This window comes from Candidatus Dorea massiliensis AP6 (genome assembly GCF_964245105.1).
GTDB classification, from domain to species: Bacteria; Bacillota; Clostridia; order Lachnospirales; family Lachnospiraceae; genus Laedolimicola; species Laedolimicola intestinihominis.
Map to the genome: position 1 here is coordinate 110,125 of NZ_CAXTKW010000008.1, position 24,460 is coordinate 134,584.

The 24,460-nt window shown below is 52.8% G+C and carries 24 protein-coding genes; all 24 read right to left on the reverse strand.

Annotation, left to right across the window (positions count from 1 at the left end; translation table 11 throughout):
• Nucleotides 1-47: 47 nt before the first annotated feature.
• The 24 genes from ACESZP_RS09815 to ACESZP_RS09930 all read right to left on the reverse strand — a co-directional run bounded on the left by ACESZP_RS09815 (nt 48) and on the right by ACESZP_RS09930 (nt 24,454).
• Nucleotides 48-2,006, reverse strand: coding sequence for a polysaccharide biosynthesis protein (locus tag ACESZP_RS09815; protein WP_499708916.1), 1,959 nt, complete (start codon nt 2,004-2,006; stop codon nt 48-50).
• A gap of 304 nt (nt 2,007-2,310) precedes the next feature.
• The gene (locus ACESZP_RS09820) at nt 2,311-2,931 is read right to left on the reverse strand and encodes an LPXTG cell wall anchor domain-containing protein (RefSeq protein WP_499708917.1); all 621 of its coding nucleotides are present in this window, start codon (nt 2,929-2,931) and stop codon (nt 2,311-2,313) included.
• Between the two features lie 23 nt (nt 2,932-2,954).
• Nucleotides 2,955-3,719 carry a class B sortase gene (srtB, locus tag ACESZP_RS09825; RefSeq protein WP_499708918.1) on the reverse strand — a complete coding sequence of 255 codons (765 nt, stop codon included), beginning with the start codon at nt 3,717-3,719 and terminating at the stop codon, nt 2,955-2,957.
• A 6-nt stretch (nt 3,720-3,725) separates the two neighbouring features.
• Nucleotides 3,726-4,682, reverse strand: coding sequence for an LCP family protein (locus ACESZP_RS09830; RefSeq protein ID WP_499708919.1), 957 nt, complete (start codon nt 4,680-4,682; stop codon nt 3,726-3,728).
• Nucleotides 4,683-4,695: 13 nt separating this feature from the next.
• Complete coding sequence (locus tag ACESZP_RS09835) at nt 4,696-5,406, reverse strand: CpsD/CapB family tyrosine-protein kinase (RefSeq protein ID WP_499708920.1); 711 nt, start codon at nt 5,404-5,406, stop codon at nt 4,696-4,698.
• Between the two features lie 15 nt (nt 5,407-5,421).
• Entirely contained in the window at nt 5,422-6,159 is a 738-nt protein-coding gene (locus tag ACESZP_RS09840) for a Wzz/FepE/Etk N-terminal domain-containing protein (protein WP_178037997.1), read from the reverse strand.
• Nucleotides 6,160-6,175: 16 nt separating this feature from the next.
• Nucleotides 6,176-6,895, reverse strand: a complete 720-nt coding sequence (locus tag ACESZP_RS09845; protein ID WP_499708921.1) for a CpsB/CapC family capsule biosynthesis tyrosine phosphatase — start codon at nt 6,893-6,895, stop codon at nt 6,176-6,178.
• 464 nt (nt 6,896-7,359) lie between these two features.
• Nucleotides 7,360-9,453 carry a polyribonucleotide nucleotidyltransferase gene (locus ACESZP_RS09850; RefSeq protein WP_499708922.1) on the reverse strand — a complete coding sequence of 698 codons (2,094 nt, stop codon included), beginning with the start codon at nt 9,451-9,453 and terminating at the stop codon, nt 7,360-7,362.
• A 166-nt stretch (nt 9,454-9,619) separates the two neighbouring features.
• Nucleotides 9,620-9,886 (reverse strand): 30S ribosomal protein S15, encoded by a 267-nt coding sequence (gene rpsO, locus ACESZP_RS09855; RefSeq protein ID WP_158361885.1) that lies wholly within the window; start codon nt 9,884-9,886, stop codon nt 9,620-9,622.
• A 136-nt stretch (nt 9,887-10,022) separates the two neighbouring features.
• On the reverse strand, nt 10,023-11,048 hold the full coding sequence (locus ACESZP_RS09860) for a C40 family peptidase (protein ID WP_499708923.1): 1,026 nt from the start codon (nt 11,046-11,048) through the stop codon (nt 10,023-10,025).
• A 143-nt stretch (nt 11,049-11,191) separates the two neighbouring features.
• Nucleotides 11,192-11,683 carry a restriction endonuclease gene (locus ACESZP_RS09865; protein WP_499708924.1) on the reverse strand — a complete coding sequence of 164 codons (492 nt, stop codon included), beginning with the start codon at nt 11,681-11,683 and terminating at the stop codon, nt 11,192-11,194.
• 4 nt (nt 11,684-11,687) lie between these two features.
• On the reverse strand, nt 11,688-12,593 hold the full coding sequence (locus tag ACESZP_RS09870) for a bifunctional riboflavin kinase/FAD synthetase (RefSeq protein ID WP_499708925.1): 906 nt from the start codon (nt 12,591-12,593) through the stop codon (nt 11,688-11,690).
• Between the two features lie 30 nt (nt 12,594-12,623).
• Entirely contained in the window at nt 12,624-13,550 is a 927-nt protein-coding gene (gene truB / locus ACESZP_RS09875; protein WP_499708926.1) for a tRNA pseudouridine(55) synthase TruB, read from the reverse strand.
• Entirely contained in the window at nt 13,543-14,508 is a 966-nt protein-coding gene (locus tag ACESZP_RS09880; RefSeq protein WP_440321465.1) for a DHH family phosphoesterase, read from the reverse strand. The genes truB and ACESZP_RS09880 overlap by 8 nt, the downstream gene beginning before the upstream one ends.
• The gene (gene rbfA / locus ACESZP_RS09885; protein ID WP_178037988.1) at nt 14,495-14,881 is read right to left on the reverse strand and encodes a 30S ribosome-binding factor RbfA; all 387 of its coding nucleotides are present in this window, start codon (nt 14,879-14,881) and stop codon (nt 14,495-14,497) included. Before rbfA ends, ACESZP_RS09880 begins: the two co-directional genes overlap by 14 nt.
• Before the next feature lie 24 nt (nt 14,882-14,905).
• The gene (infB, locus tag ACESZP_RS09890; RefSeq protein ID WP_499708927.1) at nt 14,906-17,602 is read right to left on the reverse strand and encodes a translation initiation factor IF-2; all 2,697 of its coding nucleotides are present in this window, start codon (nt 17,600-17,602) and stop codon (nt 14,906-14,908) included.
• Nucleotides 17,603-17,656: 54 nt separating this feature from the next.
• Nucleotides 17,657-17,968 (reverse strand): L7Ae/L30e/S12e/Gadd45 family ribosomal protein, encoded by a 312-nt coding sequence (locus ACESZP_RS09895; RefSeq protein WP_178039753.1) that lies wholly within the window; start codon nt 17,966-17,968, stop codon nt 17,657-17,659.
• Nucleotides 17,949-18,221, reverse strand: coding sequence for an RNase P modulator RnpM (gene rnpM, locus ACESZP_RS09900; RefSeq protein ID WP_178039752.1), 273 nt, complete (start codon nt 18,219-18,221; stop codon nt 17,949-17,951). Before rnpM ends, ACESZP_RS09895 begins: the two co-directional genes overlap by 20 nt.
• The gene (gene nusA / locus ACESZP_RS09905) at nt 18,214-19,389 is read right to left on the reverse strand and encodes a transcription termination factor NusA (RefSeq protein WP_499708928.1); all 1,176 of its coding nucleotides are present in this window, start codon (nt 19,387-19,389) and stop codon (nt 18,214-18,216) included. The genes rnpM and nusA overlap by 8 nt, the downstream gene beginning before the upstream one ends.
• A 33-nt stretch (nt 19,390-19,422) precedes the next feature.
• Entirely contained in the window at nt 19,423-19,890 is a 468-nt protein-coding gene (locus tag ACESZP_RS09910) for a ribosome maturation factor RimP (protein WP_178039750.1), read from the reverse strand.
• A 129-nt stretch (nt 19,891-20,019) separates the two neighbouring features.
• Nucleotides 20,020-21,453, reverse strand: coding sequence for an adenylosuccinate lyase (gene purB / locus ACESZP_RS09915; protein WP_499708929.1), 1,434 nt, complete (start codon nt 21,451-21,453; stop codon nt 20,020-20,022).
• 81 nt (nt 21,454-21,534) lie between these two features.
• Nucleotides 21,535-22,986, reverse strand: a complete 1,452-nt coding sequence (gene purF, locus ACESZP_RS09920; RefSeq protein WP_499708930.1) for an amidophosphoribosyltransferase — start codon at nt 22,984-22,986, stop codon at nt 21,535-21,537.
• Between the two features lie 260 nt (nt 22,987-23,246).
• Nucleotides 23,247-23,441 carry a hypothetical protein gene (locus ACESZP_RS09925; RefSeq protein WP_499708931.1) on the reverse strand — a complete coding sequence of 65 codons (195 nt, stop codon included), beginning with the start codon at nt 23,439-23,441 and terminating at the stop codon, nt 23,247-23,249.
• 404 nt (nt 23,442-23,845) lie between these two features.
• The gene (locus ACESZP_RS09930; RefSeq protein ID WP_499708932.1) at nt 23,846-24,454 is read right to left on the reverse strand and encodes a hypothetical protein; all 609 of its coding nucleotides are present in this window, start codon (nt 24,452-24,454) and stop codon (nt 23,846-23,848) included.
• Nucleotides 24,455-24,460 lie beyond the last annotated feature (6 nt).

A 24,460-nucleotide genomic window follows, 5' to 3' on the forward strand; every position in this document is an offset into this window, starting at 1 on the left:
CTCCCCTTTTTAATTTATGTCTTATCAATTATATAATCTAATTTCGCCTACGCCGGATGATACGTCGTCACAACCTTCTGCACTCTCTCCCGCATATCCTCTTTATTTTTATAAGCCGCCTCCAGAAGCTCGTCCAGTTCTTTCAGGAACTCGTCAATGTCGAATGGAATCGGGCAGCCGATATGAATCAAATCATTCTGGGTCTTTTTCAGTCCCTCTTCTGCCATCAGGCGTTCCTCATAAAGCTTCTCGCCCGGGCGCAGACCTGTGTAGCTGATCTTGATATCCACATCCGGTTTGAAGCCGGACAGACGAATCAAGTTACGGGCCAGTGTGTCGATCTTGACAGGCTCGCCCATATCTAATACAAAAATTTCTCCGCCCTTGGCATAGGTTCCTGCCTGTAAAACCAGACTCACAGCCTCCGGAATCGTCATGAAGTAACGGATAATATCCGGATGGGTGACGGTCACGGGACCGCCTGCTTCAATCTGCTTCTTAAACAACGGGATGACGGATCCGTTGCTTCCCAGGACATTGCCGAAGCGAACGGCTACGAACTCGGTTTGAGTGGTTTTCAGGGCTTCTATCACTTCCGGGGCTGTAATAACCTCGCCCATACCATGAGTGAAAAGCTGCGGAATCTCATTCGCTTTGCCCTCCTTAATCTTATGGTCAAAGGCCTGTATAATCATCTCGCAAAGACGCTTGGATGCACCCATGATATTAGTTGGATTTACAGCCTTGTCGGTACTAATTAGAACGAATCGCTTACAGCCATGTGTCATGGCCGCATATGCGGTCTTGTAGGTACCCATGGCGTTATTCTTAATGGCCTCACAGGGACTGTCCTCCATCAGGGGCACATGCTTATGTGCCGCCGCATGGTAAACGATCTCCGGGTGGTACTGCTCAAATACCTGAAAGATCTTCCGGCTGTCCCGGACGGAACCAATGATGGTGTCCAAGTTCAGCTCCGGATATTTCTTCCGCAGTTCCTGCTGTATGTCATATGCATTATTTTCATAGATATCGAAAAGTATCAGATGCTTCGGATGATGCGACGCAATCTGCCGTGCCAGTTCGGATCCGATGGAACCGACGCCAGTCACCATGATAACCTTACCGGTAATATACTTAAACACGCCTTCCATATCGGTTTTAATCGGATCCCGGCCCAGCAGATCTTCGATCTGCACCGGCTTCATCTTGCTGACAGTCACCTCTCCGGTATACAGCTGATACATACCCGGCAGGTTCATCAACTCACAGGATGTCTCATTGCAGATGCGTAAAATATCACGTTTATCCTCAGGCTTCGCGCTTGGAATTGCCACGTAGATCTTCTCAATGCCAAACTTTTCTACAGCCTCCATGATATGCTCTCTGCCACCAAAAACCGGCACATTATCAATATATCTACCCCATTTATTTTCATTATCATCAATGAAGCAGTAGACCTTTTCGCTAGTCTCTTTCGCATGCTTGATATCACGAAAAATCATCTGCCCTGCGCTTCCGGCTCCGATGAGCATGACGCGCTTCTCATACCCTGCATTTTTGGCCTTTCTGCCTCGCAGAAGCAATACAAAGCGGTAAGCGAACCGGATTCCCAGTGTCAGGCCAAACTGCAGAAATACTCCAAATATAAAGTAGGAGATCGGCATACGCTTAACAAAAAGAAGCATAGCAGCCATATTTACAATGCCTGTGATAGCTGTAGCAAAAATGATCCGGATCAGCTCTGTGTAGCTGGCAAACCGCCAGATGCTCTTATACAAACGCAGTACCCAGAATACAAATACACAGAAAATCGCATAGATCAGAATCGTCTGATAGAACGGCTTCAGATATTCTCCGGGAATGCTCGCATATCTACAGTCAAACCGAATCCACAATGCTGCAAAATAAGATACGGTCACTGCAAGAAAATCATATATCATCAACAGCACCGTCACAATTTGCCAGTGCTCAATTTTTCGCTGTCTCTTTGCTTTTTCACTCATAACTTATCTCCCTGTACTGCCCTCATTTTTATCCGTAACTGGTGTTTTTTTGCAAAAATTTAGCCCGTGAATGTCTCTCCCTTACATCCACAGGCCTTTCCTCAAACCTTATTATCATGATTTTTCCTATCTGTTCCTCTATATAAGTACTCCTAAAAACCATCATAATGAGATTTGACTGAACCTGCAAAGGTTTTTTCATAGGAAAGGTTTCCCGGAATATTCATCTCATGTTCAGGTCCAGGACAGGGGAGCTTCTCAAAAGCTCAAAGCTCCTCTGTTCCATCCCCTCATCTGGCTTAGATTAAGCCTCTTTCTTCTTCAGTGCTACAGAAGCTGCTCCGAGAACAACTGCTGCGCCGATCCACATCATCCAGTCAGATGCTGCTCCGGTCTTCGGAGAAGCTGCTGCGGATGAGGAAGAACTGCTGCTGGAGCTGCTAGAAGAGCTGCCTGAGCTGCTTCCGCCGTTGCTGCTACCTGTGTCAGCGACAATTACAACCGGAGACAGGCTTGCGAACTTGGCAGTTACAGTCTTGGCTGCTGCATCGAAGCTGGACTCTACTACTTCCCATGCAGTTCCGTTGAAGTGAAGAACGGTTACGTTCTTTACGGAGCTGGTCAGGTTCTGAACGTTGAAGGTTACAACGTACTTGCCGTTCGCGTCCTTCTGAGCGCCGTCAGCCTTTACATCCATAACCGGAGTAAGAGCAGTCTTGCCCTCTACAGCCTTCTTTACCTCTTCCGGAGAATTCTTAACCATTTCGGTCAGGTTCTTCTCCTCGCCGTTCTTCGCATCGATCGCTACTGTGTAGCCTGAGCTTACAGTTACGCCTGTAACTGCGCTGCCTGCTGCGCATACGGTCAGAGTCTGAGCTGCCAGAAGTCCAACAATCATCAGTGTTGCAAGAATCTTCTTTCTCATGTTTCTTACCTCCATATCCTTTCTTAAGATTCTATAGATACCAGTACAGCTTGTACCAGGTATCGTCGGTCTGCCTGGCCCTTGTAGCAGGTGGAGAGGGTGATAATCTTATCCTCCTCGGTCACCGGGATGTCGGTGTCTACAAAGGCGTTCATGTCGCGGATGTTCCGGACACTGTCGAGATACGCCCGGAATACGTCCGGGTCTTTGAAATCAAAGCTCAGCATCAGATGCCGGCTGTCGTAGAGATATGCCGCGAAAATGGTGTAATGCAGGATTTTATCCGGCATGTAGATGGTGATATCTCTGTTGTTATCGAAAAACTCCCGGTCACTGTAGTTGTGAAGGGTACGGAACATGCTTCCGTTCTTCATGTTGTGACCGTAGATGATGGTATTCGGATCGGTAAAGTCCTTGCTGTTATAGTCCTCGGTGAAGATGGCCCCGGCGATGCTCTCGGCTCCGTCTACGCTGTGGTTCAGGTAATAGCCGTTATCGCCCTCCCGCTGCAGGATGGGGTAATCCACGTTGGTGCCCGGGATGGTGATCCAGGCGTAGATATCCGGATTTTCCGCCTGCAGGGCTTCGAAATCCACCGGGATATCCAGCGGTTCTTTCTCTTCCTCCGGCTCCGCTTCCACGGTTTCCGGTTCTTCTGTCTTTGCCTCTTCCCGAAGCTCCTCGTACTCTTCTCCGGCCTTCTGCTCTCTTACCAGCTTGATGCCGCCCACGACCAGGCACAGGATGGCTGCCGCGCCGAGAAGGTACGCAATTGTTTTTTTCTTCATAGCGTTCTATTCCGCCTTTTTATAAAATGTCTCCAGAATCTTCTGATACAGGGCGCCGTTATCCACATGGTACTCGTCGTACTGTTCGCCCTCCACGCCCTCGCCCGGAATCGTCCAGCGCTCCACGGTCTCGCCTGTGGAAAGTGCTTCCATGAGCTTCACAAACCAGTCATTGCTGATGCTGGTGACCAGATAGGGCATCAGGTCTTCGTAGAGCTTTGTGACCTTGGACGGATCTGCCGCGGCTGCATTGCCGAAGGCGTCCAGAAAGGCCTGCTGGCGCTCCATGCGGGTGATGGCCGACTGGCTGACACCGGTGTCCCGGCTCCGCAGGAAGATCTCCGCGTTCTCCGGGGTGATGGTCGCCTCCGCGCCCTCCCGGAATTCCGGATAGCGCTCCGCCAGACTGTCATTGGGAACGGTGACGGTCACATCGCCGAAGCTTCGAAGAAGCTCGGGGATTCCGTCCAGGCTCATGGCGCAGACGCCCTGGACGGGCATGCCGTAGAGCAGGCTTGACACAGCATTTTTCGAGAGCTCCAGGCTCTTGAAGCTGCCGTCGCCGTAGCCGTAGGCCAGGCTGATATGGTTCTCGGTGAGTCCCAAGGATCCGCCGTTCTGGTCAAATACTTCGATGGGCGTCATGGTGTCTCGGGGGATGGATATCAGGGTAACCTGATTGTCTACCCGGTCCCAGCTTATGAGATACAGGGCGTCTGACTGCCCTGCGTCCGCGCTGCCTGTCTCGGTCTCTGCCTTTTCCCGGGTATCGACGCCCAGGAACAGAAAATTACTCAGATGATCGTTGTATTTGTATGTGGTTCCCTGCCAGGTGACGGTCCGGTAATCTCCGGTATCGTCCGTCTCTTCCAGTACGTCCTCCCCTTCCGCTTCCACCGGTTCGGCTTTTGGCTTGCCGCAGCCGCTCAGGAGCGCCGCTGACAGTGTCAGGAGTCCTGCCATTTTCCACAGCTTTTTACTTCGTATTTCCATAGCCATTATAATATCCGTAGTGTCCGTAATATTTACTGTAATAGGTATCCTGCTGCATATCCACCTTGTTGAGCACAGCTCCCAGAATCTTACAGCCGGTCTGCTCTATCTGCTTCTTCACACGCTGCAGCGCCTTGTAGCTGACCTTCTTGCTCTCTACAACGAGAATCACGCCGTCGCACCACTTTGCCGCAATCAGGGCGTCGCTGACGCTTAAGACCGGCGGCGCGTCCAGGATGATAAAGTCATACCGGGAGCGCAGGCTCTGGATCAGATTGCCCATGGCTTCGTCCTCCAGAAGCTCGGAGGGGTTCGGGACGCTCCGTCCCGCAAAGATGATGTCCAGGTTCGGGAAATTGCTCTCATAGCACAGGTACTCCGGGTCCGCCTGTCCGCACAGGTAGTGGGACAGTCCGGTGATGCCCTTCTGCTTCACCTGATAGCGGCTTACCAGCATGGATTTCCGGATATCCGCATCCAGGAATAAAACGCGTTTTCCCATATTTCCAATCTCACGGGCCAGCTGGAAGGCGACGTCGCTCTTTCCCTCGTTGGGGTAGCAGCTGGTGGCGAGAATGACCTGTATCCCTCTTCCGGCAAACTGCAGGTTGGTACGCAGGGTTTTTATGGCCTCTTCATAAAGGCTGTCCGCTTTTTTCGGATCTATCATGACCACTTTTCTATCTGATGACATCTGTCTCTCCTCCTGCTACCGCTTTTTGGCCGGTTTGCTTTTCTTCGTTTTCTTTTTTTTGCCTGTGATGTAGTCCTTACGGTCGGGCACGCTGGCCAGGGTCGGGATACCCAGGTATTTCTCGATATCCTCCTCGGACTTCACAGTGTCATCCATGACGGTGTACAGGGTTACGACGCCGCAGCTTATGACGATGCCTAAAAGAATGCCCAGGGCTGTATTTTTCATGGTGCTGGGGCTGGACTTATGATCCGGCACTTCGCCCTCGTCGATGATCTTCGGGGGAACGCCCTCCATCTTGTCTCCGATGAATTCCGAGGTCACAGCTGCGATATCGTCCACGATCTCCTTGGCCATCTTCGGGCTCGGATACGTCACGGTAATCTCCATGATCCGGCTGTCGGACGGATTGCTGATCTGTACGCTGTCTTTCAGATCTTCATACTCCATATCCAGGTTCAGGTCGTCGATGACCCGCTCCAGTACCTGACGGCTGACGGTCAGGATCTCATAGTCGTTGGTCAGCTGGGTGCCCATCTGCAGATCCGCCAGCGAGGAGAGAGTGGTCTCCTTAGTCAGGACCAGCATGGTGGTGGTGGACTCGTACATGGGCGTCATCAGAAGCTTCGTGCCCGCAAATGCCAGGGTTCCACCTACGATCGCTGCCAGTATAATCCACAGGATCTGCTTTTTCAGTGCGTAGAAAAGCTCCAGCAGATCGATTTCTATCACTTCATTCTGTCTTTTTTCCATCTCTTATGTATCCCCTCTATAGATTCTGATTGGTCAGCACCTGTCCGGCGTGATCCCGGCATATCCGCGAAAGCTCTTCCCCACTAAGATGTGTCTCCAGCCATTTCATGGCCTCGGCCACCCGGGGCGGTCTCCTGTGAACGCTGTGCATGTCGGTTCCCAGAAAATGGATATTGCCCTCTTTCAGCTGCTTTCTGCACCAGCGCTGATCCTTATCGAAAAGGCTCGTGCCGATGCTGCCGTAATTCATCTGGATGCAGACGCCTGCTTCTGTCAGCTCCTCCAGGCCTTCTGTCCGCAGCGCTCCGTAGCGCTCTGCATGGGCCAGTATGGGAAGGTAGCCCTCCAGGCGCAGAGTCCGCAGGTTCCGGAACAGAGCTCCGTAGGACACGGAGGGCAGATATTCCACCAGCACGTAGGAGCTGTCTGCCAGGGTGAGAAGCTCTCCCCTGTCCAGTTTTTCCGGAATGCTCTCTTCCCAGCAGATCTCCTGGCCGGGATAAATCCGGATCTCCGATGCGATGGTTTCCCGTGCTTCTTTTTCCAGTTTTTCGCATTTCTCTCGAATGCGTTCCGGGCAGTCGTTACGGAACTGTCTGGAATAATGGGGCGTGGCTATAAAGGCTTCGACGCCCTGCTCCCAGGCCATCCGCACCAGGGCCAGGCTCTCTTCTTCATCCTTCGCGCCGTCGTCCATTCCCGGCAAAATGTGACAATGTATATCTGTAATTTCCATTCTCTGTAACCTTATAAATTACCGTTTTTTTTGCTATATCTATGTAAAATACCCCCCCCCGAAAATTTTTGATTTCCGGAGGGGTATTCCTATGTTCAGCTTATGTCTCATCTTTGGTAATGCTACCACATTTCGACAAGAATGTCCATACATCGACATTCTTTTCCGGCTTTTCAGAACTTTGCACAAGTTTTCTCTGGAAAATAGTTACAAGCATTAAATTTTGCCCATATTTCATGTACGGCTGCTCCTTTTGTTACTATGTAAGATAGAATGTGCCGTTGGCACATTCTCGCGCCGAGGCGCGGTTTCTTCAGCAACCATCTACCACTGCGCCGAGTGCGCATCTTTGCAAGCTCTGCTTGCTTTTATGGAATAGGGAATTCTATCGGAATTTCCTATTCCATAGAAAAAATCTGCCGGAAATTTCTTTCCGGCAGATCCTGCACTTCTTATTATAATGCTTACGCGTTCTCCGGCAGATCCTTGATGGAGAAGCTGAAGCGTCCCATCTTGTCCTTGCCCAGGCATACGACCTTCACGATGTCGCCCAGTGTCAGGACGTCCTCCACACGGTTGATGCGCTGTTTTGCGATCTTGGAGATGTGTACCATGCCCTCTTTGCCCGGAGCGAACTCCAGGAATGCGCCGAACTCCTTGATGCTGACTACCTTACCGGTGAGGATCATGCCCTCTTCAAAATCGGTTACGATGGTCTTGATCAGTTCGATGGCCTTGTCCATAGCAGCCTTATCTGTACCGCATACGGATACAGCGCCGTCGTCGTCAATGTCGATCTTCACGCCGGTCTGCTCGATGATGGCGTTGATGGTCTTACCTCTCTGGCCAACCACATCGCCGATCTTCTGCGGGTCGATCTGGATCTGTACAATCTTCGGTGCAAACTCGCCTACCTCTTTACGCGGCTCGCTGATGCAGGGCTTCATGCAGTTGTCCATAATGTAGAGACGTGCCTCGCGGCAGCGCGCGATTGCGCCCTCTACGATGGGACGGGTCAGACCGTGGATCTTGATATCCATCTGGATGGCAGTGATACCCTCGGTGGTACCGGTTACCTTGAAGTCCATGTCGCCGAAGAAGTCCTCGAGACCCTGGATATCGGTCAGCAGCACGAAATCGTCGTCGGTCTCGCCTGTTACCAGACCGCAGGAGATTCCTGCTACCATCTTCTTAATCGGTACGCCTGCTGCCATCAGGGACATGCAGGACGCGCAGGTGGAAGCCATAGAGGTGGAACCGTTGGACTCGAAGGTCTCGGATACGGTACGGATCGCGTAGGGGAACTCTTCCTCGGACGGCAGTACCGGCAGCAACGCGCGCTCAGCCAGCGCTCCGTGTCCAATCTCACGACGTCCCGGTCCGCGGCTCGGCTTTGTCTCGCCTACGGAGTAGCTCGGGAAGTTATAGTGATGCATATAACGCTTGCTTGTCTCATTTTCATCCAGGCCATCCAGGCGCTGTGCCTCAGACAGCGGAGCCAGGGTACAGATGTTGCAGATCTGGGTCTGTCCTCTGGTGAACATGGCGGAACCGTGTACACGCGGAATAATATCTACCTCTGCAGCCAGCGGACGAATCTGAGTAATGGCACGTCCGTCCGGACGCTTGTGATCCTTCAGGATCATCTTACGTACGGTCTTCTTCTGATACTGATATACAGCCTCGCCCAGAACCTCGAGCCACTCATCCTTTTCTGCAAATGCCTCTTCCAGACGCTCGGTAATTTTACGGATGTTCTCCTCACGCTTCTGCTTCTCATCGGTGAAGACTGCCTCTTCCATCTCTGCGGGCGGAACGATCTCCTTGATGGCTGCGAACAGCTCTTCCGGTACTGCGCAGCTGGTGTAGCTGTGCTTTTCCTTGCCGCACTCTGCTACGATCTGGTCGATGAACGCGATAACCTGCTGGTTTACCTCGTGAGCCTTATAGATAGCCTCGATCATCTTTGCCTCGGGGATCTCATTGGCTCCCGCCTCGATCATGATGACCTTCTCTCTGGTGGAAGCTACGGTCAGCTTCAGGTCGGATACCTTATAGTCTGCCTGACCCGGGTTTACGATGAACTCACCGTCGATCATGCCGATCTGTGTCATAGCACAGGGGCCTGCGAACGGAATATCAGAGATCGCCGTTGCGATAGCGGAGCCCAGCATCGCTGTCAGCTCCGGGCTGCAGGTGGGGTCTACGGAAAGCACCAGGTTGTTCAGGGTTACGTCGTTCCGGTAGTCCTTCGGGAACAGCGGACGCATGGGACGGTCGATGACGCGGGACGTCAGAATCGCGTTCTCGGACGCCTTGCCCTCACGCTTGTTGAAGCCTCCCGGGATCTTGCCTACGGAATACAGCTTCTCCTCGTACTCTACGCTTAAGGGGAAGAAGTCGATGCCATCGCGGGGCTTGTCGGATGCGGTTGCGGTGGAAAGCACGGTGGTGTCGCCATAGTGCATGAAGGCTGCGCCGTTAGCCTGCTTTGCGACGCGTCCTACGTCTACAGTCAGTGTACGGCCGGCCAGCTCCATAGAAAAACTCTTGTACATAATATTTCTCCTTATTTTGCTGGTGTAGGAGAAACCGAAACTACTGATTTGCGCGGGATGCGCTCCTGCGTACATCAGTGGTCTCGGAACATTTCTCCTACATGGTGAATGGGTTACACAAAAACCGGGCGAAAGAACCGTGAGATTCCTCCGCCCTTTTGGAAACTTATTTTCTCAGTCCTAATCTCTCAATCAGGCTACGATATCTCTCGATATCCATCTTCTTCAGGTATGCAAGCATATTACGTCTCTGACCAACCATCTTCAGAAGTCCTCTTCTGGAGTGATGATCCTTCGGGTTTGCCTGCAGATGAGCGGTCAGCTCCTGGATACGTGCGGTCAGGATAGCTACCTGTACCTCCGGTGAACCGGTGTCTCCCTCTTTTAAACCGTACTCTGCAATAATAGCCTGCTTCTTGTCCTTTGCGATCATGATGTTTCCTCCTTATATTTTTTATACGCTGGGTATCAAGCAATGGTCGGAGTGTCCGATAACCGGATACCAGCAAACTCATACTCCGATAGTGTATCATAGGGAATATGGGGGTGTCAAGGGTGATTTTTCAAAATCAGTCCTTCAGGATCCGGGCCGCAGTCACCGGGCTTCTGTAGTACATATTGGAAATGGTGATTCCGGTGCGGGCGTTGCTGGCATGTACCACACGGCCCCCGCCGATGTACATGGCTACATGGTTGATATGCTTGCCGCTGCCATAGAAAATCAGGTCTCCCGGCTTCACGTCGCCGACGCTGATCTTCGTGCCGCAGTTAGCCTGGGCTCTGGATGAATGGGGCAGAGAGATACCGAAGTTCCGGTATACGGCCAGAGTAAAGCCGGAGCAGTCCGCGCCCTTGGTCAGGCTGGTGCCGCCCCACACGTAGCGGTTACCCACATACTGCTTAGCGAAATCACAGATAGAAATGCGTACGTCGGTGACGCCTTCGCCGTACAGCGCTTCGGACAGAGTCAGGGCTGTGTCCAGCTCGCTTTTCACATCCACGTATTCCGACGCCACATAGCCGTCCTCGCCGTCGATATCGATTTTGATCCAGTCGCCCATATCCTCGATAACCTGAAGCTCCTCGCCTGCCGGAACCTTGGTCCAGTAATCCGCGTCGGTGCTTGGCTCCATCCGCACATACAGGGAGTCTGTATTCACCTTCGCCATGGTCTGTCCCAGCTGAAAGGCCAGGTCGATGGCTTCCTGTCCGATATACAGGTACTCGGCCTTCACATAGCCCTCTACCTCGCCGGACTTGATATGGGCCCACTCGCCGTCGATCCCCAGCACCTCACAGGCGCCGTTTTTGCGAAGCTTACCCACCAGGGAGCTGCTGCCGTCCGCCGCCTCGCGGATGTTCAGGCTGTCGTCCACGTTGGCAATGGCGATATTCACATAGCCCTCCAGCGGCGTACCGGTCCATACCACCTCCGCGGTGGCCTGGGTCTGCTCCTCGCTGTCTGTGGTCTGATCAAAATTGGATGCGATTCCCTCGCCGAGACCGTCCCCCAGCGGCGCAGCCTGCGCCTGCATGCCGATCATGGCCATGAAAATCGCACCCATTACAAATCCCGCTTTATATCTTTTAAACATACAATCCTCCGTATTGATTATCCGGTATAATTATTACAATTTTGTTAAGAACCTATTACACCTTATAATAATCGGGAAGATTTGTCAAGGAAATCTTTTTGATTCACGTGGATTTTGCGGATTTCTGTGGGTTTTCCGCAGAATTACCGCCGCGCCCGCCGTACCAGCCGGTTCAGTTCGTCCCGATCCCACAGCTCCACGCCGATTTCATCCGCCAGTTCCTCCGCCGACGGGGTAAAATAGCTGTTGGTCAGTACCACCGGCACGTCGCAGCCGTAGAACTCGGCTCCGGCGTAGGCTTCCTGTACCGCCTTATTGCTGATTTTCGCCCGGTAATGCTTGCACTGGATGGCGTAGGAGACTCCGTCGCGCTGCGCCAGCACGTCCACGCCCTGGTCGCCGCTGCCCCGGGTGACCTCCACATGGATATAGCCGTCCCGCGCCAGCAGTCCGCCCACATATTCCTCAAATTCCCAGCCGTCCATGTCGTCATAGTCGGCCCGGCGGAAACGCCGGCGTTCCTTCCGCCAGCCATGAATCCGGCCGGCGCACCGGAATATGGTCTTAAAAGGCCAGAACAGCACCCGCAGTAGAAACAGTGCGGGTGCCGCTATCAGATAATAAAATAGTCTCATGAAACTAGTTTTCTCTTTCTCCAAAATATTTTCTGCCCCAGGCCACGTCTTTCTCAATCCGCTCCTTTAAGGCTTCCAGAGAATCAAATTTCCGCTCCGGGCGCTCAAAGCCATAGAAGGATACAGTCAGCGTCTCCCCGTACAGATTCCGATCAAGGTCAAACAAAAAGGTTTCCACACCTTTTCGTGTCTCTCCGCCTATGGTCGGCTTGTAACCGATGTTGGTGATGCCCTCAAAAATCTCGGAAGCAATCCGGGTTTTGGTGGCATAGACGCCGTTGGGCGGCAGCAGCTTTGAAAGCTCCGGCTGCTGATTGATGGTGGGAAGCCCCAGGGTCCGGCCAATCTGATGGCCATAGAGTACCTCTCCGGTCACGGAATAGGCGTAGCCCAGCAGCTGATTGACCAGCTCCATATGGCCCTGCTCCAGTTCCTTACGGATCCGGGTACTGCTGATTTCCCCGCCGTCATAGCAGGCTTTTTCTACTACCTCCACCTGAAAACCGCATTCCTCCTGCATGTCCTCCAGAAGCCGGTAACTGCCCTTCCGGTTATGGCCGAAATGAAAATCCGTCCCCACAGCCAGATATTTTACATGCAGCCTCTTTACCAAAATCTCCCGCACAAAATCCTCTGCCTCCATATGGGCTATGGATTCCACAAAGGGACACTCTATCAGATAGTCCACACCCCATTTTTCCAGGAGATTTCTCCGCTCCTCCGGGAGCAAAAGGGTGGACCGTTCTCCGAAATCAAAGGTAAAAATCAGAGCCTTTAAGCCTTCTTCCTTCTTTTTTAAAATGCGGTTCACCAGAAGCTGATGTCCCATATGCAGCCCTTCGAACTTTCCCAGGGAAATGGCTGTCGCTTCCGTTGTCTCAAATTCTGTCGTTCCGGTAATTAATCTCATGGTAAATCCTTTATCCTATTATTTTATCCCTCAGGATAAAAACATTTTCTCGGGCTTATAGCGTCTGCCGCCCTGTTCCCGTCGGTAGAGCCCCCGGAAATCCCCTTCGGAATTGTATACACGCACGCAATTGCGCTCCAGCTCCGTACCTTCCGGCGGGCACTCTCCGGTCGTTTCCGCGATATCCTCTTTTCCAAAAGGATTGCCGTTTTGAATCAGGCGATCGCTCTCCTGCCTGATACGGACTGCCGGGCAGACCGCAAAGACGTCGTCCACCGGAAGCAGTACCTCCTCGATGCGGCCCTCGTGCATCATTGTCTCCAGTTCAGAAAGCTTATGGCTGTCCGCCAGTTCAAAACGGTCTACTTTGGTACGCAGCAGGCTTTTCATACAGCCGCCACAGCCTAGCTTTTCACCGATATCCTGACAGAGGGTGCGGATATAGGTGCCGCTGCTGCAGGTCACCGTAAAGGTCACCTCCGGGAGCCGGATTTCGTGAATCTCCATATCCAGAATCCGTACCCGTCTGGCCTGGCGCTCCACCTCTTTGCCTTCGCGGGCCAGCTCATAGAGCTTTTTTCCGTTGACCTTCAGGGCCGAATACATGGGCGGGACCTGGTCGTAGTCGCCAAGGAAGCTCATGATCACCTCCCGGACCTGCTCCCCGGTGGCTGCCACCGGCGCTTCTGTCAGCACCCTGCCGGAAGTATCCTGGGTGTCGGTGGTCTGTCCCAGCAAAAGCACTGCCCGGTAGGTCTTCTCTTTTTCTGTCAGAAGTCCGCAGAGCTTTGTGGCATTTCCCAGACAGACAGGAAGAACTCCCTCCGCATCCGGATCGAGAGTTCCCGTATGGCCTATCTTTTTCTGTTTTACGATTCCGCGGAGCTTCGCCACCACGTCGTGTGAGGTGAAGCCCGCTTCTTTATAGACGTTGATTACACCATTCATGTTATACATCCTGATTCTGATTCAGCTGCTTTTCGATGTGCAGGGTCAGATTGTTGACCACATCGTAAAAGGTTCCGTGCATGGTACAGCCCGCCGCCTTTACGTGCCCGCCGCCGCCGAAATAAGCGCAGACCGCGCTGACATCCACGGGGCCGTTGGACCGAAGGCTGACCTTATACTGATGATTGCCTGTTTCATAGAGGAAAATGGCTACTTCCACGCCGTCGGTCACGCGCAGCTGGCTGACGATACCGTCCAGATCCGCAGGAATTGCTCCGTAAAAATCCATATCCTTTTCCCGGATGCGGCCTACGATAACACGGCCATCCAGCAGAAGAATGCTCTCCACCAGCGCGCGGCCCAGAATCTGGTTCTGGATGTAGGTTTTCTTATAGAAGGTCTCATCCACAATCCGGCTGAAGTCGATGCCTTTGGCAATCAGGCTTCCCGCGATCTGCATGGTCTTCGGGGAAGTATTGGAATACTGGAAAACGCCGGTATCATGGACAATGCCCATGTACAGCGCCTCCGCTGTGTGTCTGGAAATTTTTTCCTCTTCCATGGTTTCCCAGGCAAGCTCCGACGCGCTGCTGGCGTCGGCTACTACCCAGTTCACATCCGCAAAACCCGGATTGGTAACGTGATGATCAATGCAGACTGTATGCTTCGCGGCGTCCAGATACCTGACCGCCGCTCCCAGCCGCTCTTTGTCACTGGCGTCCAGAGAGATAAATAAGTCATAGACCTTATCCTCATTACAGTCCGTCTTTACCAGCTCCGCGCCGTTCAGGAAGCGGAACTTGGGTACGATCTGTTCCAGATATACGTCCGCCTGAATCTCCGGGTAATTGTCCCGGAGATAATTCCACACACCCAGACAGGAACCCGTGCAGTCCCCGTCCGGACGGATATGTCCGCTGATCGCCACTGTCTTCACATCTGTAAGCTCATCCTTAAGCCTGATCATCCTCTTCATCCTCTTCTTTACTGCCCTGGTTTACGTCGTCGATAAGCTTTGACATATGGACGCCATACTCGATAGACTGATCCATGACAAAGCGGATCTCCGGGGTGTTGCGCAGGTTGATGGACTTGGCCAGAGCGCGGCGGATATAGCCTTCCGCGCTCTTAAGGCCTGCCAGCGTATCTGCCTGGGCCTGCTTGTCGCCCAGGACACTGATGTAGGCCTTTGCGGTCTTCAGGTCCGGGGCAACCTCCACTTCTACCACCGAAGTCATCGGGCAGATGCGCGGGTCCTTGATCTCATTTAAAATGATATTGCTCAGCTCCCGGCGCACCTCGCCGTTGATTCTTGTATTTTTAATACTGTTTTTTCTCATATATTATTCACCTCAGACAATGCCCTATCTCGGCACCTCTACCATGGTGTAAGCCTCTACGATATCCAGCTCCCTGATGTCGTTGAACTTCTCGAAGACCAGACCGCACTCGTAGCCTGCCTTGACTTCCTTCACGTCGTCCTTGAAACGCTTCAGGGACGCCAGCGGGCCGTCGAAGATCTGCTCGCCCTCGCGGGTGATACGGCACTTGCAGCCTCTCTGGAATACGCCGTCCAGCACATAGGAGCCTGCGATATTGCCCACGCCAGACGCCTTGAAGATCTGACGCACCTCTGCGTGGCCCAGCACCTTCTCCTCGAAAATCGGATCCAGCATGCCCTTCATGGCTGCCTCTACGTCGTTGATGGCGTCGTAGATGACGCGGTACAGACGCAGATCCACCTTCTCGCGCTCCGCGGTTTCCTTAGCAGTCGCGTCAGGACGCACGTTGAAGCCGATGATAATGGCGTTGGACGCTGCCGCCAGGCTGACGTCGGACTCGTTGATGGCTCCTACGCCACCATGGATAATCTTTACTACTACTTCCTCGTTGGAGAGCTTTAAGAGACTCTGCTTTACGGCCTCTACAGAACCCTGTACATCGGCCTTTACGATGATATTCAGCTCCTTTAAGTTGCCGGACTGAATCTGGGAATACAGATCGTCCAGGGACATCTTGAGCTTGGTATCCTCGATGAGCTTCTCTCTGCTCTCTTTTACATAGGTCTCGGCAAAGGCTCTTGCCTCCTTGTCGGTCTCCGGAGATACGAAGATCTCTCCGGCATTGGGCACGTCATTGAGACCCAGAATCTCGACCGGCTTGGACGGGCCTGCCTCTTTCACGCGGCGGCCATTGTCATCCATCATGGCGCGGACCTTACCGTGGCAGGAGCCTACGGCAATGGGATCGCCCACATGCAGGGTTCCCTTCTGTACCAGCACGGTAGCAACCGGGCCCTTGCCCTTGTCAAGCTCTGCCTCGATAACCAGACCTCTCGCCCGGCGGTTCGGGTTGGCCTTCAGCTCCAGAACCTCAGATGTCAGCAGAATCATTTCCAGCAGGTTATCGATACCCTCATGGGTATGGGCGGATACCGGGCAGAAAATGGTGCTGCCGCCCCAGTCCTCGGGAATCAGCTCATACTCGGTCAGCTCCTGCTTTACACGCTCGATATTAGCGCTGGGCTTATCGATCTTATTGATGGCAACGATGATCTCGATGCCTGCGGCCTTGGCATGGTTAATAGCCTCAATGGTCTGGGGCATTACGCCGTCGTCGGCTGCAACTACCAGGATGGCGATATCGGTGGAGTTAGCTCCACGCATACGCATGGCGGTGAACGCCTCATGTCCCGGTGTGTCCAGGAAGGTGATCTTCTGACCGTTGATGCTTACCACGTAAGCACCGATGTGCTGGGTGATTCCGCCTGCCTCGCGGTCAATGACATGGGTGTCACGGATGGCATCCAGCAGGGAAGTCTTACCATGGTCTACATGACCCATAACGCAGACTACCGGCGGACGGGATACGAGTGTCTCATCGCTGTCTTCCGTATCCTCCAGCATCTTCGCGATGACGTCTTCCTTCTCCTCGGGAACCGGATCGAAATTCATTTCCATAGCCAGCTCGCCTGCCGCCTCAAAGTCCAGTTCGGAGTTTACGGTTACCATCTTGCCTGCCAGGAACAGCTTCTTGATGATCACGGACGGCTGAATCTTCATCTTCTCCGCCAGATCATGGATGCTGATCATCTCCGGAATTTCGATAACCTTGGGGGTGTTGTCTTCTTTCTTAGGCGCAGGTGCCGGCTGACGAGTCGCAGCAGCGCCCTTACCTCCCTTGCCGCCCTTCTGATTCGGACGGTTACCGCCCTGGTTCGGACGACGTCCGCCCTGACCCGGCTTGCCATTCCAGCTATCATTGAACTTTGTGTTCTTATCTTTCTTGGTATCATCATTGCGATTCTTATTCTCCGCTCTGCGGTTCTCGTTCTTACGAAGCTCTACCGGTGCTGACGGGATATCCATGGAAGAACGACGGTTGTCTCTTCCCTGGCCTCCTCTGTTCTGGCCGTCGCGGTTCTGATAGCCGCCGCTTCTCTGGCCGTCACGGTTCTGATAGCCGCTGCCCTGACCATCGCGTCTCTGGTAGCCGCCACTCTGGCCGTCTCTTCTCTGACCGTCGCGGTTCTGATAGCCGCTGCCCTGACCATCGCGTCTCTGGTAGCCGCCGCCCTGACCGTCTCTTCTCTGACCGTCGCGGTTCTGATAGCCGCTGCCCTGACCATCGCGTCTCTGGCCGTCTCTTCTCTGACCGTCACGGTTCTGATAGCCGCCCTGACCGTCTCTTCTCTGACCATCGCGATTCTGTGCCGGTCTGCCCTGGCCTGCCGGTCTTGCGTTATTCTCAGACGCTGCCGGACGGGACTGGGACGCTGCTGCCGGTTTTGCCGCCTCTGTGACTGGTTTTGCTGCCGGTGCTGCCGCCGGCTTTACTGCCTCGGTCTTCGGAGCCGGTGCCGGTGCTGCCGCAGACTTTGCCGGTGCTGCCGTCGGTTTTGCCGCAGGCTTTGCTGCCGGACGGGACTGTGCCTGACGGGCTGCCTGCTGCTTTTTCTCGGCTCTCGGATCCTTGATGCCGGTCTTACTGTTGTGGGTATTGTATACAGCAATGATCTTTTTCTTCTTCTTTACTTCCTGTTCTTCTCCATTTGTATTCATATGGCTGTTTCCCTCCAAATTTCTACCTCCGTTATGATTGATTGTTCAGCTTCTTCACAATCTCAAATTCTTCTCTATACTCTTCGCAAGTCCCTCATCCAGAATCGCCAGGGACGCGCGGAATTCCTTGCCCATCGCGTGGCCCAGCTCCTCTTTTCCACCATAGAAATACACAGGTACTTCGTAGTAGTCACACATATTTTGGAACTTCTTTTTTGTATTATCGGACGATTCATCCGACACAATGACAAGCGCCGCCTTTCCGGACTTGACCGCGTGCTCCGTGGCGAATTCGCCGCTGGCGGTCTTTCCTGCCTTCTGGGCCAGGCCTATCAGGGATAATACTCTATTCTGTGCCAAGCTCATCCAACTCCTTTTCCAGGCTGTCGTACACTGCTGAAGGAATGGCCATCTTCAGGGAACGCTCCAGGCCTTTGTTCTTCCGGGCTTTTGCAAGACATTCCTTAGAAAAACAAAGATACGCGCCCCGACCGTTCTTCCGGCCTGTGGCGTCCAGCACAATTTCATCCTCCGCTGTCTTAAGGACTCTCAGCATCTCTTTCTTGCTTTTCATTTCCTGACAGCCCACGCACTGGCGCATCGGTACTTTTTTATTCATCCTGACTCGCTTCCTCTGTCTCTGTCTCAGCTGCTTCCGCGGCCTGCGCTTCCTCGTAAGCCTGGGACTCCTTATACTCCTCGAAGTCCTCGTACTCCTCGTACTCCTCGTCTACGTCCAGCCAGCCCTCGATTTCTCTTGCCTGGGTCTCGCTCTTGATGTCGATCTTGAAGCCGGTGAGCCTTGCTGCCAGTCTCGCGTTCTGGCCTTCCTTACCGATGGCCAGGGACAGCTGATAATCGGGAACCACAACCTTGGCTGTCTTATCCTCCGGATCAGCCAGGACCGCGATCACCTTGGCCGGGCTTAAGGCGTTCTCAATCAGCAGGGCCGGGTTCTCGTTCCAGTTGATGATGTCGATCTTCTCGCCGCGCAGTTCATTTACAATCGCGTTGACACGGGCGCCGTTCATACCGACGCAGGCGCCTACCGGATCCACGTCCGGATCGTTGGACCATACGGCGATCTTCGTTCTGGAGCCTGCCTCACGGGCGATGCACTTGATCTCCACAATGCCGTCCCGGACCTCGGTTACCTCGGACTCAAACAGGCGCTTTACCAGCTCCGGATGGGTTCTGGACAGCAGGATACGCGGTCCCTTATTGGTATCCTTTACTTCCAGGATATATACCTTGATACGCTCGGTGGGCTTGAATACCTCACCCTTTACCATCTCGTTTTCATTGAGAATGGCGTCTACCTTACCCAGGTTTACGCTGACATTGCGGCCCAGGTATCTCTGTACGACGCCGGTCACAACCTCTTTCTCCATGCCGTAATACTGGTTAAACAGAGATTTTCTCTCTTCCTCACGGATCTTCTGCAGGATGATGTTCTTGGCATTCTGTGTGGCGATACGTCCGAATTCCTTGGATTTTACTTCCACATTCACAATGTCACCCACCTCGTACTTGGGGTCGATCATCTTCGCGTTGGACAGGCTGATCTCGGTCACATCATCCTCTACCTGCTCTACGACCTTCTTCTCCGCAAGTACGGAGAACTGGCAGGTAACCGGGTCGATATTGACCTTGATATTGTCGGCCTTGCCAAAGTGCGCCTCACAGGCTTTCAGCAGAGAGTTCTCGATGGCCTCCAGCATGGTCTCCTTGCTGATATCCTTTTCTTTCTCCAAAAGCTCCAGAGCTTCCAGCAGTTCTGTGTTCATTCTTTTCTTTCCTCCTAGTTTTTCACTCTTCTATTAAAAATCAAACGCCAGACGAATCAGCGCAATGTTGTCTCTGTCAAATATCTGTTCCTGTCCGTCCTCTGTCTCAATGGTTACCGTGTCCTTATCCCAGGCTTTTAATACGCCGCGGAATTCCTTCTGCCTGTCTACCATGCGGTAGGTGCGGATCTCCACTTCTTCGCCCTTGCTCCGGATAAAATCACGTTCTTTTTTCAGCGGTCGGCCAAGGCCCGGGGAACTGACCTCCAGAATGTAGGAATCGTCGATGAAATCGTCCCGATCCAGCAGATCGCCCAGCTCCCGGTTGACTACCTCGCAGTCATCCACTGTGATTCCGCCCGGCTTATCGATGTAAGCCCGCAGATACCAGTTGCCGGCTTCTTTTACATACTCCACATCCACCAGCTCGAAGCCGTTGGCTTCCATGATGGGCATGAGAAGCTTCTCTGTCTTCTGTTCGTACTCTTCTCTCTTTGTCATAGTCTTCCTTTCCCTGGGCGGTCGTGTTTTTTATTTCAAAAACAAAGAGTGAACTTTCGTTCACTCTTTGTCGGCCGCGCTATTTATTCTATTACAATGTAGCACACTTTTTCCATAAATGCAAGGGGTTTATACGTTAATTTCTGCTTTTTCTCCGAGAATATCGCTGTATTTCTCCAGAATCGGCTTTACCACCTGTCCCAGGAACGCGTCTACCTGCTCCGGGGCGCGTCCCACATAGCGGGAGGGCTCCATAGTCTTCTTCAGATCCTCCAGGGAAAGGCCGAAGGCCGGGTCTGCGGCAATCAGCTCCAGCAGGTTATTCTCTTCGCCGTTTACCTTCACATTCTTTCCTGCTTCCATGGAAAGCTCACGGATACGCTCATGCAGCTCCTGACGGTCGCCGCCTGCCTTGACCGCGTCCATCATGATGTTCTCGGTGGCCATGAAGGGCAGCTCTGCCATCATGTGCTTGCGGATCACCTTCGGATATACCACCAGGCCGTCTACCACGTTCAGGCACAGATCCAGGATGCCGTCGATGGCCAGGAAGCCTTCCGGAATGGACAGACGCTTGTTGGCGGAGTCGTCCAGGGTACGCTCAAACCACTGGGTGGCGCTGGTGATGGCCGGGTTCAGGGCGTCCACGATCACGTAGCGGGACAGGGAAGCGATTCGCTCGCTGCGCATGGGGTTGCGCTTGTATGCCATGGCGGAGGAACCGATCTGGGATTTCTCGAAGGGCTCTTCCACTTCCTTCAGATGCTGCAGAAGGCGGATGTCGTTGGACATCTTGTGGGCGCTGGCTGCAATGCCTGCCAGCACATTCAGGACACGGGTGTCCACCTTACGGGAGTAGGTCTGGCCGGATACCGGGTAGCACTCCCTGAAGCCCATCTTCTCCGCGATCATCGGATCGATTTTATTGATTTTCTCTTCGTCGCCCTCAAACAGCTCCTTGAAGCTGGCCTGGGTGCCGGTGGTTCCCTTGGATCCAAGAAGCTTCATGGTGGAAATCACGTGCTCCAGATCCTCCAGGTCCAGGCAGAATTCCTGCATCCACAGGGTCGCTCTCTTTCCCACGGTGGTGGGCTGGGCCGGCTGGAAATGGGTAAACGCCAGGGTCGGCAGATCCTTATACTTATCAGCAAAAGCTGCCAGCTCATTTAACACGTTGATCAGCTTCTTATGAACCAGCTTCAGGGCCTCGGTCATGACGATGATGTCTGTATTGTCGCCCACATAGCAGGACGTAGCGCCCAGATGGATGATGCCCTTTGCCTTCGGACACTGGCAGCCGTATGCGTATACGTGGGACATGACGTCGTGGCGTACCTCTTTCTCACGGGCCTTTGCCACGTCGTAGTTGATGTCGTCCTGATGGGCCTTCAGTTCGTCGATCTGCTCCTGGGTGATGGGCAATCCCAGCTCCTTCTCGGTTTCAGCCAGGGCGATCCACAGCTTTCTCCAGGTGCGGAATTTCTTATCCGGGGAAAAGATGTACTGCATCTCTTTACTTGCGTAGCGCTCGGATAAGGGGCTTACGTATCTGTCTGTACTCATGTTTTCTCTCCTCTTTGTTTTTCCATTTATTTTACTATATTTCCCGCCATATCACAATCTTATTTTCCGGGCTTATTTTTCTTATTTTTCAAAGCTGCCCCGGATGTCCTCGGTGGGCGGCGCAATCGGGTACTCGCCGGTAAAGCAGGCCGTGCAATGGCCCATGCCGCCAATCATCTCGCCCAGGCGTTCTGTCTTCAGATAGGCCAGGGAATCAGCCCCGATGACCCGGCGGATCTCCTCGATGGTCCGGTTATGGGCGATTAACTGCTCCTCCGCCGGTACGTCGGTACCGAAATAGCAGGGGTGCAAGAAGGGCGGGGAGCTGACCCGCATATGTACCTCTTTGGCTCCGGCGTCGCGGAGCATCTTCACAATGCGGTCGCTGGTGGTGCCGCGGACGATGGAATCATCGATCATAATCACGCGCTTTCCATTGACTGCCTCTTTCAGGACATTCAGCTTCACCCGGACGCTGGATTCCCGGCTGCTCTGGCCCGGCTTGATAAAGGTACGGCCCACATAACCATTTTTCACAAAGGCGGTACCGTAGGGGATGCCGGACTGAAGGGAATAGCCGAGGGCCGCCGCATTGCCTGACTCGGGTACGCCCACCACCAGGTCGGCCTCCACCGGGCTGTCCATGGCCAGGAATCTGCCTGACTGAATCCGCGCCTGATAGACGCTGACGCCGTCGAAATGACTGTCCGGGCGGGCGAAATAGATGTATTCAAAGATGCAGCGCGCCTCCTGATCCTTCGGAAGGCAATGGCTCTTATCCGATTCGATGCCTTTCTGGGGCGTAATTGTCACGATCTCGCCGGGCTCCACGTCCCGCACAAAGGTGGCGCCGATGGTATCCAGGGCGCAGGTCTCACTGGCCAGGATGTAAGCGTTGTCACGCTTGCCGATGCATAAGGGACGGAAGCCGTAGGGGTCTCTGGCTCCGATGAGCTTTCTGGGGGACATGACAATCAGGGAATAGGCTCCCTTGATCTTATCCATGGCCCGGGAAACTGCTTCCTCAACGCTCCCCGTGTGGATTCGCTCTCTGGCGATATGGTAGGCGATGACCTCGGAATCAATGGTGGTCTGAAAAATAGCTCCGGTGTATTCCAGCTCCCGGCGGAGCTCCGGCGCGTTGACCAGGTTGCCGTTGTGGGCTAACCCTAAGGTTCCTTTCACATAATTTAATACCAGCGGCTGGGCGTTCTCTCTGGTACTGCTGCCCGCCGTGGAATAGCGGGTATGTCCTACGCCGATATCGCCCTTCAGGGCGCTTAACTGGTCCGGCGCAAAGACCTCATTTACCAGGCCCATGCCTTTATGGCTTTTTACCACGCCTTTGGGGCCGTTCGTATCGCTGACCGCGATGCCGCAGCTCTCCTGTCCTCTGTGCTGCAGGGCAAATAAGCCGTAATAAATCGTAGAAGCCACGTCGTTGCCGTCGAAATCATAGATTCCGAACACGCCGCATTCCTCACGGAGCTTCTCGTCCTCTTCGTATTGTTCATGGATTTGTTCTCTGTTCATGGGGTACCTCCGTCCTGTGCTTTTCTTATAAAGATGCTTTTCTGTACGGATGACGGTCAGATAAGGCCGTCGGAATTTTCTCATTTAGTACGTACAAAAGTATAAACCATGATTTTTTGAAATGCAAGGGCGGATCGGGGGACGGTTATTACTTATTCTAATTGATAATTTGGTGGTTTTCTTATAAAAATGCGCAAAAAAAATCCCGGCGTCTCTGCTTTTTCGGTCAGGGGCGCCGGGGTGCGAAATGTTTTTGGTTTTTATTCGTTTTTTTCAAATAAATACTGTTCTAATTTTTCCAACATCTCATCTATTTTTATGTACTCCCGCATTTTTTCCGGATCTTGAATGGTTTTCATCCGCTCCCGTAGCTTTTTCTTCTTTTCAAACAGCTGCATAAGTTGCCACATCTCCCGCATTGGCCGCATTTGAAACTGAAACGCCTCCTTGGCCATGTACCTTCCGATTTCTGTCTTTCCGCAAATCATACCATCCTCGGAGCGTTCCATGTGTAAATCAAATTTCTCATCCGCCGGATCTACAAAACCTTTTCCGTCCACAGTGGAAATATTCGGATCCTCCGATGGCCATTTTGCCGCCTTTTTGCGATTACATACCCAACAGGCATAGACAAGGTTTGTATAATCATTTACTCTGTCTTCCGCATATTTTTCGGCACAAAATGGTCAATCTCGAACTTATTTTTCGTGATCGCTTCTGTTTTTCCGCAATATCCGCACATATGTTGAAAATCTTCTCGCAGTTCTGTCAGATATGCTTTATAATCTGCCCGCTTTTCAAGCCCGCTTCTGCGTCTTATTACTTTATCGCCATGCACCCTCACAGCATTTCCCCCGATTTATTTTTTTAATAATCTGTCCAGTTCTCCCAGAAGCTTATCCACCCGTTCACTCAGCCCGCTTTCCAGCATCGCAGATGGTACTTCATCTACTTCTCCATAGGCTTTTAAAATGTTAAATACCTTTTTTAATTCCTCTTCTTCCCCGCCTGTCATGCTTTCAGAATTCTTTTTCTCAAGCAATGCTTCATATCGTTCCTTATATCTTTGGACCGTATTGTCATATACCTCCGTCATCTGCTTTAACTGCTCACAAAATTCCGTAAATTCCTCTTCATGCGCACCCAGTATTTTCCGATCATATATTGCATTTTTCACAACCAGTTTTTCATCCACAGAATCCTCCGGATAACTGGTCATAATTAAATACGGAAATCCCTGAAGTTTGTCTTTCAGATAAAAAGCGAATTCTGTCCCATTAAAGTCATATTTAGACGATAATTGATGATCAATCAGCAGGCATTTGATATGCTCCTTTATGATCCAGTTCTTCACCGCCTCCATATTGCCTTCCGGCGCTATCAGAAGTTCCAGTTTCTCTCTTCTCATCCGCTTGATATAATCATCCAGAAGCTCTTCGCTATCCTCCACCATTCCTATTCTATACATACGCAC

Excerpts from the sequence above, each read along its gene's own strand:
- ACESZP_RS09815 (WP_499708916.1), bottom strand. The coding sequence starts at position 2,006 with ATGAGTGAAAAAGCAAAGAGACAGCGAAAAATTGAGCACTGGCAAATT.
- ACESZP_RS09820 (WP_499708917.1), bottom strand. The coding sequence starts at position 2,931 with ATGAGAAAGAAGATTCTTGCAACACTGATGATTGTTGGACTTCTGGCA.
- srtB (WP_499708918.1), bottom strand. The coding sequence starts at position 3,719 with ATGAAGAAAAAAACAATTGCGTACCTTCTCGGCGCGGCAGCCATCCTG.
- ACESZP_RS09830 (WP_499708919.1), bottom strand. The coding sequence starts at position 4,682 with ATGGCAGGACTCCTGACACTGTCAGCGGCGCTCCTGAGCGGCTGCGGC.
- ACESZP_RS09835 (WP_499708920.1), bottom strand. The coding sequence starts at position 5,406 with ATGTCATCAGATAGAAAAGTGGTCATGATAGATCCGAAAAAAGCGGAC.
- ACESZP_RS09840 (WP_178037997.1), bottom strand. The coding sequence starts at position 6,159 with ATGGAAAAAAGACAGAATGAAGTGATAGAAATCGATCTGCTGGAGCTT.
- ACESZP_RS09845 (WP_499708921.1), bottom strand. The coding sequence starts at position 6,895 with ATGGAAATTACAGATATACATTGTCACATTTTGCCGGGAATGGACGAC.
- ACESZP_RS09850 (WP_499708922.1), bottom strand. The coding sequence starts at position 9,453 with ATGTACAAGAGTTTTTCTATGGAGCTGGCCGGCCGTACACTGACTGTA.
- rpsO (WP_158361885.1), bottom strand. The coding sequence starts at position 9,886 with ATGATCGCAAAGGACAAGAAGCAGGCTATTATTGCAGAGTACGGTTTA.
- ACESZP_RS09860 (WP_499708923.1), bottom strand. The coding sequence starts at position 11,048 with ATGTTTAAAAGATATAAAGCGGGATTTGTAATGGGTGCGATTTTCATG.
- ACESZP_RS09865 (WP_499708924.1), bottom strand. The coding sequence starts at position 11,683 with ATGAGACTATTTTATTATCTGATAGCGGCACCCGCACTGTTTCTACTG.
- ACESZP_RS09870 (WP_499708925.1), bottom strand. The coding sequence starts at position 12,593 with ATGAGATTAATTACCGGAACGACAGAATTTGAGACAACGGAAGCGACA.
- truB (WP_499708926.1), bottom strand. The coding sequence starts at position 13,550 with ATGTATAACATGAATGGTGTAATCAACGTCTATAAAGAAGCGGGCTTC.
- ACESZP_RS09880 (WP_440321465.1), bottom strand. The coding sequence starts at position 14,508 with ATGATCAGGCTTAAGGATGAGCTTACAGATGTGAAGACAGTGGCGATC.
- rbfA (WP_178037988.1), bottom strand. The coding sequence starts at position 14,881 with ATGAGAAAAAACAGTATTAAAAATACAAGAATCAACGGCGAGGTGCGC.
- infB (WP_499708927.1), bottom strand. The coding sequence starts at position 17,602 with ATGAATACAAATGGAGAAGAACAGGAAGTAAAGAAGAAGAAAAAGATC.
- ACESZP_RS09895 (WP_178039753.1), bottom strand. The coding sequence starts at position 17,968 with ATGAGCTTGGCACAGAATAGAGTATTATCCCTGATAGGCCTGGCCCAG.
- rnpM (WP_178039752.1), bottom strand. The coding sequence starts at position 18,221 with ATGAATAAAAAAGTACCGATGCGCCAGTGCGTGGGCTGTCAGGAAATG.
- nusA (WP_499708928.1), bottom strand. The coding sequence starts at position 19,389 with ATGAACACAGAACTGCTGGAAGCTCTGGAGCTTTTGGAGAAAGAAAAG.
- ACESZP_RS09910 (WP_178039750.1), bottom strand. The coding sequence starts at position 19,890 with ATGACAAAGAGAGAAGAGTACGAACAGAAGACAGAGAAGCTTCTCATG.
- purB (WP_499708929.1), bottom strand. The coding sequence starts at position 21,453 with ATGAGTACAGACAGATACGTAAGCCCCTTATCCGAGCGCTACGCAAGT.
- purF (WP_499708930.1), bottom strand. The coding sequence starts at position 22,986 with ATGAACAGAGAACAAATCCATGAACAATACGAAGAGGACGAGAAGCTC.
- ACESZP_RS09925 (WP_499708931.1), bottom strand. The coding sequence starts at position 23,441 with ATGGCCAAGGAGGCGTTTCAGTTTCAAATGCGGCCAATGCGGGAGATG.
- ACESZP_RS09930 (WP_499708932.1), bottom strand. The coding sequence starts at position 24,454 with ATGTATAGAATAGGAATGGTGGAGGATAGCGAAGAGCTTCTGGATGAT.